Source organism: Rhizobium sp. CF142 (assembly GCF_000281145.1).
Lineage (GTDB): Bacteria > Pseudomonadota > Alphaproteobacteria > Rhizobiales > Rhizobiaceae > Rhizobium.
This window is the reverse complement of sequence record NZ_AJWE01000013.1, coordinates 11,714-28,588: the sequence shown is the minus strand read 5'-3', so window position 1 is coordinate 28,588 and position 16,875 is coordinate 11,714. Positions and strand designations below refer to the sequence as shown.

Annotated in this window: 12 protein-coding genes; 6 read left to right on the top strand and 6 right to left on the bottom strand. The window is 61.7% G+C overall.

What is annotated here, in order from left to right; translation table 11 throughout:
- Positions 1-11: 11 nt before the first annotated feature.
- The 6 genes from PMI11_RS04085 to PMI11_RS04060 all read right to left on the bottom strand — a co-directional run bounded on the left by PMI11_RS04085 (position 12) and on the right by PMI11_RS04060 (position 5,127).
- Positions 12-494, bottom strand: coding sequence for a MarR family winged helix-turn-helix transcriptional regulator (locus PMI11_RS04085; protein ID WP_007813658.1), 483 nt, complete (start codon positions 492-494; stop codon positions 12-14).
- Positions 495-628: 134 nt separating this feature from the next.
- Entirely contained in the window at positions 629-1,660 is a 1,032-nt protein-coding gene (locus tag PMI11_RS04080; protein ID WP_007813655.1) for a hypothetical protein, read from the bottom strand.
- Positions 1,661-1,693: 33 nt separating this feature from the next.
- Entirely contained in the window at positions 1,694-2,353 is a 660-nt protein-coding gene (locus tag PMI11_RS04075) for an N-carbamoylsarcosine amidohydrolase (RefSeq protein ID WP_007813653.1), read from the bottom strand.
- Between the two features lie 13 nt (positions 2,354-2,366).
- Positions 2,367-3,119 (bottom strand): maleate cis-trans isomerase family protein, encoded by a 753-nt coding sequence (locus tag PMI11_RS04070; protein ID WP_007813652.1) that lies wholly within the window; start codon positions 3,117-3,119, stop codon positions 2,367-2,369.
- 74 nt (positions 3,120-3,193) lie between these two features.
- On the bottom strand, positions 3,194-3,994 hold the full coding sequence (locus PMI11_RS04065; protein ID WP_007813650.1) for an alpha/beta fold hydrolase: 801 nt from the start codon (positions 3,992-3,994) through the stop codon (positions 3,194-3,196).
- The gene (locus PMI11_RS04060; protein ID WP_007813648.1) at positions 3,991-5,127 is read right to left on the bottom strand and encodes an FAD-dependent monooxygenase; all 1,137 of its coding nucleotides are present in this window, start codon (positions 5,125-5,127) and stop codon (positions 3,991-3,993) included. Before PMI11_RS04060 ends, PMI11_RS04065 begins: the two co-directional genes overlap by 4 nt.
- 383 nt (positions 5,128-5,510) lie before the next feature.
- Between PMI11_RS04060 and PMI11_RS04055 the strand changes: the two genes are divergently transcribed.
- The 6 genes from PMI11_RS04055 to PMI11_RS04030 all read left to right on the top strand — a co-directional run bounded on the left by PMI11_RS04055 (position 5,511) and on the right by PMI11_RS04030 (position 16,871).
- Positions 5,511-6,026, top strand: coding sequence for a (2Fe-2S)-binding protein (locus PMI11_RS04055; RefSeq protein ID WP_037070641.1), 516 nt, complete (start codon positions 5,511-5,513; stop codon positions 6,024-6,026).
- Entirely contained in the window at positions 6,023-9,565 is a 3,543-nt protein-coding gene (locus PMI11_RS04050) for a molybdopterin cofactor-binding domain-containing protein (RefSeq protein ID WP_007813645.1), read from the top strand. Before PMI11_RS04055 ends, PMI11_RS04050 begins: the two co-directional genes overlap by 4 nt.
- Before the next feature lie 11 nt (positions 9,566-9,576).
- Positions 9,577-12,261, top strand: coding sequence for a hypothetical protein (locus tag PMI11_RS04045; protein WP_007813643.1), 2,685 nt, complete (start codon positions 9,577-9,579; stop codon positions 12,259-12,261).
- 17 nt (positions 12,262-12,278) lie between these two features.
- Positions 12,279-14,516 carry an MGH1-like glycoside hydrolase domain-containing protein gene (locus tag PMI11_RS04040; RefSeq protein WP_007813641.1) on the top strand — a complete coding sequence of 746 codons (2,238 nt, stop codon included), beginning with the start codon at positions 12,279-12,281 and terminating at the stop codon, positions 14,514-14,516.
- A gap of 374 nt (positions 14,517-14,890) precedes the next feature.
- Entirely contained in the window at positions 14,891-15,967 is a 1,077-nt protein-coding gene (locus tag PMI11_RS04035; RefSeq protein WP_007813639.1) for an ABC transporter substrate-binding protein, read from the top strand.
- Entirely contained in the window at positions 15,957-16,871 is a 915-nt protein-coding gene (locus PMI11_RS04030) for an ABC transporter permease (protein WP_081493212.1), read from the top strand. Before PMI11_RS04035 ends, PMI11_RS04030 begins: the two co-directional genes overlap by 11 nt.
- The last annotated feature ends 4 nt before the right edge of the window (positions 16,872-16,875 follow it).

The following is a 16,875-nucleotide window of genomic DNA, read 5'->3' as shown; positions in this document are numbered from 1 at the left end:
CCACTCACCACCTACTGTTCTCCGGTCTCATCGTCGGCGATTTTGCGCAGCAGATACAACAACGCGATGCGTTCCGCCGGATTGAGACGCGCTACGGTCTTTTCGCTGATGAGGTAGGCTTGCGGATACATGTCCTGCAGCAGGGCTTCGCCCTTGGGCAGCAGAGAGATCACCACCTTGCGGCCGTCGGCCTCGTCCTTGGAGAGATCGATCAGCCCGCGGGCCTTCAGCCGTTCGACGATACCACGGATGGTCGCCTGGTCGACGGAGGTCGCCTTGACGAGCTCAACCTGCGAGCTTGGACCGAGGTCGTGCAGCGCGCACAGCGTCACGAACTGCACCGACGTCAGGTCCGGATCGCTGGCATTGGTCTGGAAAATCGACAGATGGCGCTGATAGGCCTTGCGCAGCAGATGCCCGACTTGCTCCGTCACTTGGTAGCCACTTTGAGGCGCCGGCGCTTCTGGCGGCTGTTCAGTGTCTTTTGCGGTCATCGTCGGCGTGGTCCATCGGTTACGGCGTCTTTGGCGGGAATGCTGGAAACACCACAGCATGTTGCGATGGTCAAGACGTGGCACACCGCAACCCACTCCGCGCGATTTCACGCGGAGCGGTATGGCAAGCCCGGTTATTTAAAGTTGTACTTCATTTCCTTCACGGCGATGTCGCCATCCAGAACCATCGGCTCATCATCGAGGTACAGCGAGCAACCGCGCATCGGGATATCCAGATGGCATGCCGTGTCGTTCGGGCCGCCGAGCTCGTTGTTGGGGCCGGTGGAGAACATCACGTTGCCGTAGAAGGAGCGTGCCTCCATTCCCATGCCACCTGGGAATTCGCCAGGTACCATGCGATGCCATTTGGCGTTCTGATTGAGACCCCAGCCGACATGGCTCATGCCCATGCCACGCGGGTCGTTGAAACCGTCCATGTAGGACTTGACCAGCTCGGCATCGAGGCCGCCGCGAATGTCGGTGATCCAACCGTTTTCGATCGTATAGATGATCGGGTCGCGCACATAGATGTTCTGCGGCAGCAGGATATCGCCCGGAGCAACGACGATCGTACCGTCGACGCCATCATCGTCACCACCCGTGAACACGAAGCCGGACGGCCAATGATCCCAGCGGCCCGGCTCGTCCGTGCACGCATATTCGGTAATGGCGGGATAGGTGTTGAGCTTGTAGGTGACGTCAGTGCCATGCGGAGAGGTGATCCGCATCACCTTCGCCTTTGACAAGAGGTCACCGGCAAATTCGACGCGTTCGCGCAGTTCCTTGGTTGGCAGCATGCGTGCCAAAATTTCCGGCGGTTCGACGGCAGTCAGGATACGCGTGCCGGCGGCCTGGATCGCCATCTGTTCCGGGCTGAAAAGCAGGAAGATGCAGTCAATCAGCATGTCGGCAGCCTTCAGGGCCTCAACCGCATCCGGCATGGCTGCGAGGCCTGTCTGGCCGACCGCCCAGGCACCTGCGGGTGGCACCGGCGGCAAACGCATGTGGTACATCTTGGCGCCAAGACGCATGCCCGCCGCCATGAAGGCGTCGGCGTAATCGAGGCGCTCGTTGCCCTGGGTAAGGACGATAAGTTTTTCGCCCTCGTTGACGCCCGACATCTTCAACTGATGCAGGCAAATTTCCGTGAAGCTGAATTGATCCATGCTCGTTCCCCTATCTTGTTTGCAGGCTTAGGTTTAGGGTGTTTTGCTCAGTGTCGGGAAGTCGGACTTGACTTTGGCGACTTCCGCGATCGCCTCCTCCCTCGAAACGACATCGCCATATTTGCTGTCGATGTCGAAGAGATTGGCATTGTGCGGATCCGGGTGCCGATCGCCGACGCAGTCGCGCACGACGATGCCACGGAATCCATGCTGGACCGCATCCACGGCGGTGGCGCGGATGCAGCCGCTGGTCGAACAGCCGGCCATGATCACGGTGTCGATTCCCTGCGCATGCAGGTGCGAGGCAAGGCTGGTGCCAAAGAAGGCGCTGGCATATTGCTTGACGATGACGAGTTCGCCATTGGCAGGCTCGACGCCGTCGCAGAATTCGGCCAGCACGTTGCCTTCGACCATTCCTTTCATGACAGGCGACTTTTTCACCCACATCCCGCCATCGGCGCAGTTTTCGGCAAGATAGAGAATGCGCGTATGGATAACCGGAATGCCAGCCTCGCGAGCGGCCCGGATGAGTGCCGGCGTCTGCGCTACCGCCTCGACCACGCCCGGAGCGTAGAGAGGCGCGCCCTCGGTGGTGTACCCCTTTAGGAAATCGATGACGAGCAGGGCAGGGCGCTGGCCGAAGCCGATGCGGTTGCCCCAGACGCCCTGATAATTGCTTTCCGCGCTCTGCATGATCGGTCCCTCTTTAGTATGCGCCGGACAGAAGTGCGCCGGCGCCCGGCACGACGGCTTCCAAACCGAGCTTCTTGAGCATGCAATAGGTGGTCGCGACGGCGGCGGTCACAACGGGCTTGCCGGTCATGGCTTCGACCTTGGCAATCACCGGCAGCGACGGCATCTGCACGCAGGCCGACAGCACGATCACGTCCACGTCGCTCAGATCGAGCGTCTGCACGATCGCCGGCAGGTTTTCCGGGTCGTGGCGGGCGACGTCGAGATTGTCGGGGATCTCGAGCGCACGCCAGTCCACGACCTCGAAGCCTTCCTCGCGGATGTAGTCGACGACCAGTTCCGTGAGCGGCTTCATGTAGGGCGCGACGACGGCGATCTTTTTCGCCTTCATCACCTTCAATCCCTCGATCAGGGCTCCGGCGCTGGTGACGACGGGAATATCGCTACCGTTCTCCTGCGTGCGGCCGGTGAGGCGCTTTTCCGACTGGCGGTGATAGCCGAGGCCCATCGCCATGATGGCGACGAGGCAGGCATAGCCCAGGACATCGACGCGGGCGTCGGAAAGCTCGACGGCGCAACGGTCGGACTCGGCATCCATCGCCGCCAGCTCTTCCTTGACCACTTTCCTCATCCGCATGCGGCTGGAATGGAAGGTGAAGCGCTCTGGGCGGATGGACTGGCGCGCCGTCAACATGGCGGGAATCTCGGTCTCCATCGTCGTGTTGGAACTCGGAACGATCTGACCGATACGGTAATATTTCTGCACGGATAAAATCCTCAGCGTTGCAAAAGCGGGTGTCAAACAAACGGCGGTGGATCGTCGACCCACCGCCGTTTCAATCAACGGGAGAGAAAATCTCCGAGCGCGGCAAAGAAGCCGTCGAAGTCATCCCACGGGATCATGTGCCCGGCGTTCGCCACGCGGGCGATTTCCAGCGCCGGATAGAGCGAGCGGGCCTCGTCTTGGTCGATGCTTTCGATCACGCCGCCACGGCCGGCCACCATCAGCATTGCCGGCTGCTTGAGCTTCGAAAGATCCGGGAAAATGTCGTCCTTGTGGAAGTCCTCGAAAGCGGTAACGATAGCGGGCTCGTAGCAGGTGTGCAGCCATTCGGCGCGCAGCTTCAGCTGCTCGTCGGTCCATGTTGGGCAAAATGCCTTCATGCCCTCGGCATCGATGCCCTTCAGCGCCAGGCGGATGCTATCGACATACCAGGGCAGCTTGCTCGGGTAGGCGCGGCGTCCGGGGCCTGAGACTGGTGGGTCGATCAGCGCCAGCCTCGAGAATGCATCCGGCGCCGTGACGGCGGCACGAATGGCGATGCGTGCTCCCATCGAATGGCCGAGCAGGGCAGGTGCGGCGAGCCCGAGCGCCGATGCGAAGCCGATGACGTCGGCGCTCATGGCATCGAGACCGTAGTCAAGGTCGGGACCCGTCGACGATAGGCCGCGGCCGCGCACGTCGAGCACGTAGACGTCGTAACGCTCGGCCAGCCGTTCGGCGACGAAACCCCAGGTAATCGCCGGGCTCGTGATGCCGGGGATCAGGATGACAGCAGGGCCCTCACCGGCGTAGCGCAGATAGTGCTGGCGGATGCCGTTGGCGAAGACATTTGCCCCGTACGAGGCGCCGCCGCTCATGCCGCGGTCTCGCTCTTCAGGGGGGCGGCATAGATATCATAGCCGTAGACCCAGGCCGGATCCTCCTGTTTGAGCAGGAAGGTGTTGGCGTTCGAAACGCTCTGGACACGCGTCGCGCGATCGCGGCGATTGGTCTCATACAATCCGAAAGCGGTGCGGAAGTCGTTGATGCCGGTTTCCTGCAGGCAGCGGGTCAGCATGGCGGCGTCTTCGATCGCCATCGCGGCACCCTGTGCCATGTGCGGCTTCATCGGATGGCACGCATCTCCAAGCAGCACAAGACGGCCCTTGCTCCAGAGCGGCAGCGGGTTACGGTTGAACAACGGCCATTTCGTTACCTCATCGGTGCTTTCGATCAGCGCCTGGATGATCGGATGATAACCCTCGAACGCCGCCGCCATCTCGTCGCGGCTGCTGCCGACGAAAGCCGACTCGAATTCCCAGGCTGGATGCGGCACGCCGGTGACGTAGTAATACTCGTCACGGCGGGCGGTCGTGTAGTAGACCATCATGTGACGGTCCGGACCCCACCACTTGACACAATCTTCGAAGGTCAGGTCGTATTTCCTCAGCTTGTCGGACGAGATCAGGGCGCGATGGCCGACCCAACCGCTGTAGTTCGGCTTCTCTTCACCCAGCAGCGTTTCACGAACGCGCGAGTTGATGCCGTCGGCGCCGATCACGATGTCGGCGCGCACGGAGGTTCCGTCTTCGAATTCGATCAGCACATCGGTGCCGTTGTCGTCGAGGCGGGCCAGCTTCTTGCCGAAATGCAATGTGCCGGGCTGCAGCGCATCGCACTGTATGGCCTGCAGGTCGCCGCGGTGAACGGTGCAATAGGTGTGTCCGTATCCTTCAAGTGGAACCCGCGCGGTGTATTCGCCGGTGATGCCGTCGCGGCTGAACCAGTGGCTCGGCGTGCTGCTGATGCCAATGACCTTCTGATCAACGCCGATGCGCTGAAAAATCTTCAGGACGTTCGGCCCCATGTGGATGCCGGCACCCAGGCGCGAGAAGCTCGGCGCCTGCTCATAGACGTTGACGTCAAAACCCGCGTGCTGGAGCAGCGCACCCGCGACGGCGCCACCGAGGCCGGCGCCGACAACCGCAATTTTTTCTTTTCCGTTAGACATGGCGACCCTTCTTAGCTGTCTTTCGACGCATTGTTCCCACGATTGGAGGCTTGGTGAAAATTCTAGCGCATACGCTCGAAATAGCAATAGCGAAGCTTTGCTTTTCATCAAAAGAGCATACAAATTCGCCCATTAATTGAATATAGTAGCAGAATCTCGATTGCGAATTTTACCTTGTCTTTTGCCATTATAAAGCGTATGCACTTCTTAATAATAAAAGGGGCAAGAGAGATGCGAAAAGTCGGTGACTGTCGCATCGTTATGGTTTGCGGACGTCTGTGCGACGTCTGCTGCGTAGCGGTACGGCCGGTGGGAAAAGGCGTGGTCTGTGTCAATGTCTCCGATGCGGAGGGCCTGCATTGACGCAGCCAGTTTGCTTCAGTTTGAATGTGAACGATGCCGTCGAGCGAGTCGAAGCAAGCCCGGAAACACCGCTCCTCTATATTCTCAGAAACGATCTTTCCCTGAATGGTCCGAAATACGGCTGCGGGCTCGGCGAATGCGGCGCCTGCGCCGTGCTTGTTGATGGTCGCGCCGTCCGCTCCTGCACCGTGCCGCTGAGTGCCGTCGGCACCCGCCGCGTCACTACGCTTGAGGGTCTCGGCACGCCCGAGCATCTGCATCCGGTCCAGGCGGCGTTTATCGACGAGGCCGCGGCTCAATGCGGATATTGCCTGAACGGCATGATCATCGCCACCACGGCCTTGCTCAACCGCAATGCCGATCCCGACGAGCAAGCGATCCGCGAGGCATTGCGCCATCATCTTTGCCGTTGCGGAACGCATATGGAAATACTCGCCGCCGCCAGGCGGGCGGTCGCCTATTCCAGGGCCGAGCGGACGCGTCGATCAACGCTGGACGATATCTCGCCAAAAGCTGCGAAGGAGGTCTCCCCGTGACCGACCACCGTCAAATGCCGAAATCCGCCTATATGTCGGCCGGCGACATGCTGCTTGTCGTCAACGATACGCAGCTCGGCGATGCCGCGGAACTCTATATCGCGGTGGGCGCCGATAGCCGTGTGACTGCGTTCAACGGTCACGTCGATCTCGGGACGGGCATCCGCACCTCGCTGGCGCAAGTCGTCGCCGAAGAGCTCAGCGTGCCGTTCGAGCAGGTGAACATGGTGCTCGGCACGACCACGGCCGTGCCCAACCAGGGCGCGACCATCGCCAGCGAAACGATCCAGATCACCGCGGTACCGCTGCGTCAGGCCGCCGCCACCGCCCGCCACCATCTGCTCGCCAAGGCCGCCGAGAAGGGCGGTGTGCCGATTGAGCGGCTACGGCTGGAAGACGGCATCGTCCGTGCCGATGGCGGCGAGAACTGGCAGCTCAGCTTCGGCGACATCGTCGCCGGCGGCCATGTCAGGCTGTCGATCGATAGACACGCGGCCCTGAAGCCGGCCTCGGACTATAGACTGGTCGGCTCGTCGCGGCCGCGCGTCGATATCCCCGAGAAGGCCACGGGGCGCTGGACCTACGTGCACGATGTCCGCGTGCCCGGCATGCTGCATGGTCGTGTCGTTCGCCCACCCTATGCCGGCTTCGATCATGGCGATCATGTCGGAAACAGCCTGATCTCGATCGACGAGTCCTCGGTCGCGCATATTCAGGGGCTGGTCGGCGTCGTTGCTATCGGCGATTTCGTCGGCGTGGTCGCGACTCGCGAGGAAATCGCCATCGAGGCGGCCAAAAGCCTGAAGGTCGATTGGCACGCGCCGCCCGAGTGGCCGGATCTCAACATGCCGGAGAAGGCGCTGCGCGCCAATCCGTCGACGCCACGCAAGCTTGCCGATCTCGGTAACGTCGATATGGCGCTGGCCGGCAGCGCCCAACCGATGAACCGCACCTATGTCTGGCCCTACCAGATGCACGGCTCGATTGGACCGTCCTGTGCGGTGGCCGATTACCATGATGCCGGGCTGACGGTCTGGTCGGGAACACAGAACCCTTATCCCATGCGCCGCGATCTGGCGCTGCTCCTCGACATGGCGGAAGACCTGATTGTGGTCGAGCGGTTGGAGGCGGCCGGCTGCTATGGCCGCAACTGCGCCGATGACGTCACGGCCGACGCGGCACTGCTGTCGCGGGCGGTGAAGGCACCTGTCCGGGTGCAGCTGACGCGAGAACAGGAGCATGCCTGGGAGCCGAAGGGCGCCGCCCAGATCATGGACGTGCGCGGCGGTCTGGATCTGGAGGGCGGTCCGTCCGCCTATGATTTCGAAACGCGCTACCCCTCCAATCTGGCGCCGACCCTTCCCCTGATCCTCACCGGCAAGGTGCCCCCAGTTTCCGACGTGGTGCATATGGGCGACCGTACCGCCATCCCGCCCTATGCCTACGGCAACCTCCGCGTGACGGTGCACGATATGCCGCCGATCGCGCGTGCTTCCTGGTTCCGCGGCGTGTCGGCGATGCCGAACACCTTCGCGCACGAATGCTACGTCGACGAACTGGCCGCCGCCGCCGGCGTCGATCCGGTCGAGTACCGGCTTCGCTACCTCCACGACCCGCGCGCCGTCGACTTGGTGCATGCGCTGGCCGAGCGGGCGAAATGGGTGCCGCGTACGACATGGGGCACGCTCGGCGGCGAGGGCGACCTGCTCTACGGACGCGGATTTGCCTATGCCGTTTACGTCCACGGGCCGTTTCCGGGCAAAGCCGCTGCCTGGGCCGCCTGGGTCGCCGATGTCGCCGTCAACAAGAAGACCGGCGAGATCGCCGTCACCAAGGTGACCTGCGCGCAGGATTCCGGGATGATGATCAATCCCGACGGCGTGCGCCACCAGATCCACGGCAACATCATTCAAGCCACCAGCCGGGTGCTGAAGGAAAAGGTCGAGTTCTCCTCGACCGCCGTGCAGTCGAAGGAATGGGGCGGCTATCCGCTGATCACCTTCCCCGAGGTGCCTGATATCGACGTGCTGATGGCGCCGCGGCAGGATGAGCCGCCGCTCGGCGTCGGAGAGTCCGCCTCCGTTCCCAGCGCCTCAGCCATCGCCAATGCCGTGTACGATGCCACTGGCATTCGCTTCCGCGAATTGCCGCTCACGCCGGAACTGGTCCTTGCCGCGCTGAACGGCAAGACGGATGAGGCGCCGGCTGCCGCGGTCGCGAAGAAGCGGAAGTGGTGGAACATCGGTCTGACGGCCGTCGGTGCCGTCGCCGCTTTGTCTGGTATCGTCACAATGGCCTCGCCATGGCGCCCGGCGATCGGAACCATTCAGCGGCCTGACGCCGATGTCTACAGCGCCGCCACCATCGAGCGCGGCCGGCTGGCGGCGGCGGCCGGCGCCTGCAATGTCTGCCATGTCGGCAATGACGGCGCACTCTTTGCCGGCGGCCGGCGCTTCGACACGCCGTTCGGCGCCGTCTATGCCACCAACATCACCCCTGACACGGAAAGCGGGATCGGCGCCTGGTCGTACCCGGCTTTCGAGCGGGCCATGCGCGAGGGCGTAAGCCGAGACGGCCATCACCTCTATCCCGCCCACCCCTATACCGCGTTCGCAGGCGCCGAGGAAGCCGATCTTCAGGCACTCTACGCCTACATCATGACGCAGGCGCCGGTCGCTGAGAAAGCGCCGGAGACAAAGCTCAAATTTCCCTACAGCGTCCGCGCGATGATGGCGGGCTGGAACGCCCTGTTTCTGAAGGCGGAGCCGTTCAAATACGTGGAGACCCGTGATGCGCAATGGAACAGAGGCGCCTATCTCGTCGAGACGCTGGGTCACTGTTCGGCCTGCCACACGGACCGAAACGTGCTGGGCGCGGAAAAGAGCGGCAGCGCCCGGCTCTCCGGTGGCTTTGCCGATGGCTGGGAGGCGCCGGCCCTGAATGCGTTCGCCAAGGGCCCGGTCGGCTGGACGGCGGACGCCTTCTTCGACTATCTGCGCACCGGACATTCGCGCGATCACGGCAGTGCCGCCGGCCCGATGGCGCATGTCGTCGAAGTCATGCAGCCGCTGCCGGATAACGATATCCGTGCCATGGCGACCTATCTCGCAAGCCTCAACGAGGCCACCGCCGATAGCAAGGCACAGAGTGAGGCCGCCATTGCCGCAAGTGAAGCGGCCAAGGCTGAAGCTGCTCGGATTTCGCCGAAGGGCGAGCGGCTGTTCAACGGCGCCTGCGCCGCATGCCACACCGGAAACACGATCCTGTCGTCGCTGGCGCTCAACAGCAACCTGCATGCGGTGACGCCGGACAATCTCATCCAGGCGATCCTGAACGGTGTCGAGGCGCCGGCGATCCTGGCGCAGACTACCGGTCGTGAGGCCCCGGAAGTGATGTCGATGCCGGCCTTTCGCCAGACGCTGAACGAGAGCCAGATCAAGGACCTTGCCGATTATCTGAGAGCGCGTTTCGCGCCCGACAAGCCTGCCTGGACGGAAACGAGCAAAGCCATGCAACGCGTGACGGCAGCAAGCCACTAGGGAGCGACGAGTTGGAGCAGATCCGAACCGGACAGGATAGCGACCACCGAGGCTTGTTCGAGAGTCCGACAGCCGCATTTTGGCCGTCTGCCTACTGGTTCTGGCATTCCGTCCCGACGGAGAAGGTCTGCCAAGCGCAGCTCGCCGATTTCAAAGAGAAGGGGATCGGCACGATCCTGATCCAGGCTCGGCTTGCGATGTCGCGCGACGACTATCTGTCACCGGCATATCTGGTTGCCTATCGCACCGCGGCCGAGATCGCCGGCAAGCTGGGGTTGAAACTCGGGATCTACGACGATTACAACTGGATCAGCGGCCACGCCGGCGGCCGAACGGTCGTGGACCGTAACGAGCTGCGCGAGCGCCATCTGTTCTGGTCGTCGTCAGGAGATCCGCGGGGTGAGATCAGTGGCATCCATCCGCCTTTCACGCAGAAGATGGGGCCGGACATTTTCGAGTGGCAATATGAAGGCGGTCGGGTCGAGTGGTGCGAATGGGTGGTCGCGTCCGCCCTGCTGCATTCCTCAGGTGAGGTTGGCGGTCTGGACGAGATTGTCGATGTGACCGCGCAGACATCGGTCGTTAGAAGCGACGGTGTTTCCTGCACCTACGCATTCGACGGCGAGATTAGAGACGGCCAGAGGCTGACGGTCTTCATCAGCGCGCGCTCCACGACCTCCCGGCTGATCAACTACCTCCTGCCGGAGGCCGCGGAGCATTTCATCGAAGTCGGGCTTGATCCGCTCGTCGAAGCGCTTGGTGATCTCGTGCCTGATTCCGTCGGCTTCGTGTTCTATGACCAGCCGGCGGCCGGGTTTTACGAGTGGGATCAGATTTCGGGCAGTCTCGGCAACAGTCTGCTGTTTGCTTCGACGCTGCCGGATGCCGTTTTGCACAGCACGGGCCAGCCGTTCGCCAAGACGCTGATGGCGCTGCTGCGCGATGTCGGACCCGCAACGTTGCGGCTGCGCGCGCAATTCTATGCCGCTTATTCAGCCCTGATGAACGAGGCCTTTTCCGGCACTTTGCGCAGATGGGCCGAGGGCAGGGGGATTGTGCTCACCGGGCACGAGATCCTGCCGCATATCGGTTCGTGGTCGCTGAACGGCGGCTTCACCAGCATCGACCCCAGGGTGGCGCTTGCGGTGGATTTCTTCGGCATCGACGCTTTGAGGCATGAAACGGCAGTCGATTCCAACAACTTCGTTGCGCAGCTTGCGCCGAAGCTCGGCGATTCCGTTGCCCGCTCGAATGGCCGCAGCCGCTGCGTCGTCGAAACATATGCCAGTGCCGAGCGAACGCCGGTGCGCGCCGCCGGGCAATGGGAGTTGACGCTGGAGACGATGCGGGCGCAGGCAATCCGGCTCTATTGCTTAGGCACCCGGCAGTTTCTGTGGCACGGCGTATACCAAACTGACGGTCATGACGACGATCCGACGCCCTTTGCCAATCCGCGTTTCGATTTTGGGCCAGGCATCAATTTCGAGCCGTGGTGGAGCTACCATGATCTGTTCGCGCAGGAGACCGCGCGCATTTCTGCCTTCATCGAACCGGCCACCCCGCGCACGCCGGTTGCGATCCTCTACCCGCTTCATACCGCCCTTGCAGAAGGCCCACGCCACAACCATGCCACCCACATCGGTGCATGGTGCGAAGGGCTTCTGGCTGAAGGCTGCGACTTCATGTTCGTCAGCGAAACCGATCTCGCGACGGCAAGGATCAAGAACGGCCGCCTGCTGGCATCCGGGCTCTCCTTCGATGCTGTGGTCCTACCATCGGTCACGGTGTTCGAGACGACAAAGACGTTGCGCGCGCTAGACGCCTTCAAGGCTGCTGGCGGAGTTGTCTGGTCGTCAGGAGATCGCTTGTCTACCGTTTGCGATGGCGGCGATCCGCCGAGCCCGATAACTTCCACGCACATCGATCAGATGCCTGGAAGGCGAGATATCATTGCGCTCCTGTCGTTGCTGCCGTTATCAGGTCCGGCGGTGGTTTGCCATTCGCCGGATCGTCCTTGGCAATGGGTCGGAAACGAGGCCGACGGCTGGTGGCGGATCGTTCTCTTCAACGATGGCGCAACGCAGATGGTGAGCGAAATTTCCTTCGGTGACGGCTTCGACTCCGAGATTTGGTCCGCCACGACAGGCAAGGTGGAGGAGGCCGGCGCCTTCAGCCGCCTGACGGTCAGGCTCGATCCGCAGGAGGTGCGCTGCATGCGGCTGCGCGAGACGGCGCAGAGGATAGTAAGAGAGGGGCGTCTCACGGCCCAGCCGCCGCTCGATGCCGCGCGCGCCGTACCGCTTGTCGTCGGTTGGAGTTTTGCGCCAGGCGCCGATGCAGCATTCGTGCCGATCTCGGTCGAGAGCGGATGGGAGACGCAGGGATTTCCCGATTTCTCGGGCACCGGTATCTACCGGCTGGCGCTGGAGATCGGCGACGAGGCCGACTGGTTTCTCGAGTTGCCTGACGTCGCGACCGTGGTCGCCGTCCGCCTGGATGGCCGGCAGATCGATCGGCGTGGCTGGCGGCCCTATCGTTTTGTGCTCGGGCGGTTGCGTCCGGGCGTCCATTCGCTCGAGCTTCGCGTCGCCAATACGGCGGCAAACCGCTACTACACCAACACGCCTTATCTCGGTGATGCTGCCGACAAGAGCGGCCTGTCTGCAGCACCGAAACTTATTCCGCTGACACACTGACCGGAAGTTACAGAACCATGCCACAACATTCGACAATCCCCCTGATGCGTGCCTGGAACAGCTGGTCCAGCCGGCCGGCCGAAATGGTCTTCCTGCCGCTCGGGGTGCGGATCACGCCGGTTCTGTATTCGACCCGCAGCAGGACGACCTCCGCGATCGAGCCGCGGCGCGATACGGTTCGCCTCGGCCGTCACGCCATCGACGGCTCGCTGATCGAGCTGGAGACCGATCACAGCGGTACGACGGTCGCCTTTTCGACGACGAAGACCGATCCCTTCGCCATACGCAGCAGCTGGAACGGCAAGGTATCGGCCGAATGGGGGCTGCGATTTTGGGTGACGCTGGCCATCTCGTCAGAAGGCGGAGAGGTGGCGGTCCATGACGCGGCCCGCAACATCACGCTGCTGAAGGTTGGCACGCGATTCGTGGCGGTCGCGACCGCCGAGGCGCCGGTGCACGTCACCGGCCACGACACCATCGATGCGCTGCGGGCGGACTTCGAGGAAAACGGCTATTTCTATACCGCCACCCGCAAGAACGAAGCGGCGGTGATCGCCCTGCGCTTCAATCTTGAGATGATGCGCCAGGGCGCCTATGCTGCGGGCGTCGCCGATAGCGCGGAGCTGGCGATCGCAAAGGCGAAGGCCTGCCTTGCAGCCAGCGCGCCTGCTGAGATCGCAGATGCCCAAACCGGCCTGTTCGAGGGCGCTCTCGACGCAGTGCGCGATGTGGTCGCTTGGAACACCATCTGGGATGAAACCAATGCGCGGCCCTATACGGCAGTAACGCGGATCTGGAATCTCGGAAAATTTGCCGTCTGGTTCAACGATCAGATTTTCGCCGCCCTTCTCGCCGGCGTGTTCGACGCCGATCTGGCACGCGAAAACATGGCGACCGCAATGGCCAGCGCAACGCCGCAGGGCAATATCGCCTGCATCGTCACCTCCAACGATGCCTGGGTCGATCGCACCCAGCTGCCGTTCGGCGCGCTCGTCGTCTGGCAGCTCTACCAGCGGACCGGCGAACGGTCGATGATCCAGGCGAGCTACGACGCGCTGGTGCGCAATCGGCGCTGGTGGCAGGACAATCGCGATCCCGATGGTTTCGGCCTGTTGTCCTGCGGCACCTCTGATGTGGGTGAGGGCCTGTACAAGGGGACTGCCTTCGGCGCGCGCAACGAGACCGGCATGGACAACTCGGCGACGCATGACGAAGCCATCTACGATCCCATCACCCGGACGCTCTCGACCTTCGACCTAGGCCTCAACTGTGCGGCCGCGCTCGATGCTGAAATGCTCTCAAAAATGGCGCTCGTGCTCGGCAAACATGACGATGCCCGCGAATTCGCCGCTTTGGCCGAACGCCACCGGACGCTGATCTCAGAAACGCTCTGGGATGAAAACCGCGGCATCTTTGCCAACCGACAGCGGCGCGGTGGTTTTGTTCGGTCGCTGTCGCCGACCAGCTTCTATCCGCTGCTGTGCGGCGCGGCGACGTCGGCTCAGGCGGCGCGTCTCATCGAGCATCTGAGCGACGAGACCACTTTCGGCGGGGACTTCGTGCTGCCGAACGCGACGCGTGACGATCCGGCCTTCGCCGACAACGTCTACTGGCGCGGCCGCATCTGGCCGAATGTCAACTACATGGTCTGGCTCGGCCTGCGTCGCTACGGCTTCACGGCAGAAGCGAGCAAACTCGCCGGCCAGAGCTACGACCTGTTCATGAAGAATTGGCGCGAGGACCGCATCGCCTCCGAAAACTACAACGCCGTGACCGGCGAGGCACTGGATCAGGGCGACACCGACCCGTTCTACATCTGGGCCGCAATGCTGCCATTGATGGCAACCGGCGAAATCGTCGAATTTGATCCATGGACGGGCTGGACAGTGCGCAATACCGGCCGCGACCTCGCGCTTGGGCCAATCTTGTCACCATCGGGGATCTTGCATCTGCGGGTCGAGGCCGCTGCTTTGTCGATCACACTCAATGGCCGCGTGATGTTGCGGACGGACCTGCAAACGACGCTGTCGCGCATCGTCATAAGCGATGGACGACTGGCCTGCATCATCGCGCCAGTTGCCGCAGCTGGCTACATCGACCTGCCGGGCTTGGATATCGGCGGTGTCCTTGCTATTCGTCTCGATGGGCGAGGGATCGGCTACGTTGCAGGCCCCGAGGGCATGCGCCTCACGATTGCTGAAAGCGCGCAGGACCGCCGACTCGACATCTATTTTTCCGCTGCAGACCCCAGTTGACGAAAGGTAGTGCTTGACACTCATCAATTCGTCACTAATAATTTGTATGCAAATAAAAAATAAAAAGACTGATTGCTAAAATCAGAGGGTTTGAACTGAAGGTCCACTGACAATCGAATGATTAATGTGGATCCCTATAGAAGTCAGGTACTGTAGTCTCGGTTGCGCAGTGACGCTCCGCTCTTTGCGGCGCAGGCTTTCGCTCGCCTGGACATCATGCGCTTCGAGCATTCGATCTTCTCTGGTTATAGTTTGTACACAAACGAATTGATGTGCGTTCCGCATGTCTTCCGTTTTCGGCTCTGCCGATCCGTTGAGGTCGATGACCGCGGTCGCGATCGTCCATAACTGTGTATGTCCAAAGGGGTGCCACAATGACTGAACTCACCAGACGCAACACGATGAAATTGATGTCCGCAGCGCTTGTCGCTGGCGTCAGCTTTTCTAGCCTGCCGCGCAAGGCTTTTTCGGCAGGCACCATTACGGTCCTGAATTGGCAAGGCTACGGGACGGACGAAAAATGGTCCCTCGAGGCTTTCGCGGCAAAGACCGGCATCGCAGTCGTTCACGACTACTATAGCTCGGAATCGGAAATGCTCACCAAGCTGCGCACCAATCCGGGCGCTTACGACCTCGTCATTCTCAATGCCGCGCGCTGCGCCCAGGCCGTTGCCGAAGACCTGCTTCAGCCGATCGATTTCAGCAAGGTTGCGAACGCATCGACGGTTGACGAGAACCTGCGTTCCAACCCGAATTTCAGCAAGGACGGCAAGGGTTACGCTGTTCCTTGGGTATGGGGTATGACCTCGCTTGCGATCCGCGAAGGCATGCCGGTCCCCGATAGCTATGCAGTTTTGGCCGACCCTGCCTACAAAGGCCGCGTTGCCATGGATGACGACGCCATCATCAACATCGGCGTTGGCGCGCTGATGAGCGGACAGGACATCAACGATCCAAAGGATCTCGCTGCAGTTACGGCCGCTCTGAAGTCGATCAAGCCGAACGTCAAGCTGCTTTGGTCTACGGAGGATCAGTGGAACAAGTCGTTTGCCGCCAAGGAATTCGACCTGTCGCTGTTCTGGTCTGGCGGCTCGGTCCGTTCCAAGCGCAACTCGAAGCTTCCGGTCCAGTTCGTCGTTCCTAAGGAAGGTGGCATCGGTTGGGTTGACGGTCTCGCCATTCCTGCATCGGCTCCGAATGTCGAAGGCGCGCTCGCTTTTGCCAACTGGATGATCGATCCGGCATTCTACGTCGAATGGGCGACCAAGATCGGCGCACCGGCTTCATCGAATTCGGCCGCTCTCGAAGCACTGCCTGCCGATGACCTGAGCCGCCAAGTGCACAAGCCTGAATACCTCAAAACGATGGGCATCGTTTCGGGCATTCCGGATGACCGCCGTGAAGCCTTCAACAATGTGTGGCAGGAAGTGAAAGCCTTCTATGCGGAATGATCAACTGACATCAGCGTCAGAGCGCGGACCTTCGGGTCCGCGCAGTCGGCGCGTGCTCCCGTCATGGGCTTCGACAACGGCCTTGCTGCTTCCAACTTATGCTTGGTTGACGCTTGCGGTTTTCTTGCCACTGCTGACCATGTTGGTGTTTAGCTTCATGTCGGCAACACCGATGGGTAAGGCCCCTATCGTCTTTACTCTAAAGCAGTACCGCGCCTTCATTGATCAGCCCTATCTGATCGGCATCGGTATAACGTCGCTGCTGATCGGTTTCTGGACAACGCTGTTTTGCGCCGTCCTCGGCTTTCTCGCCGCCGTGGCCCTGGTTCGATCGACGTTCGGCAAGACGCGTGAAATGCTGTTGATCCTGATCCTGCTACCCTTCTGGACCAATGGTCTGGTGCGCGTCTTCTCCTGGACGATGGTACTCCGGGAAAACGGCTTCCTTGACAACCTCCTGCATATGATCGCGCCCGATGCTGGATCGATCGGTTTTCTTTACACGCGCTATGCCATCGTGGTCGGTCTTGTTCACGGTTATCTGCCCTACATGATCCTGACCTGCTACATCGCGCTTGTGGCTATCGATGACGCGATTATTGAGGCTGCATCGAGTCTCGGCGCGCGCTGGTGGACCATTTTGTTCAAGATTTTGGTGCCGCTCGCCGCACCCGGCCTGATTTCCGGCTCCGTCCTGATCTTCATTCCGGTGATCGGCTCGTTCATGGAACCGCGCATCCTTGGCGGACGGGTCGGCGTCACCATGGGAACGGTGATCGAAGACCAGTTCACGCAGGCCTTCAATTGGCCGCTAGGCGCATCTCTGTCCTTTACGCTTCTGGCCGTCGTGCTCGCCATTTTCGCAACCTTCTCCGGCGCTCTGCGCCGTGGCACGGTAGCGTGAGGAG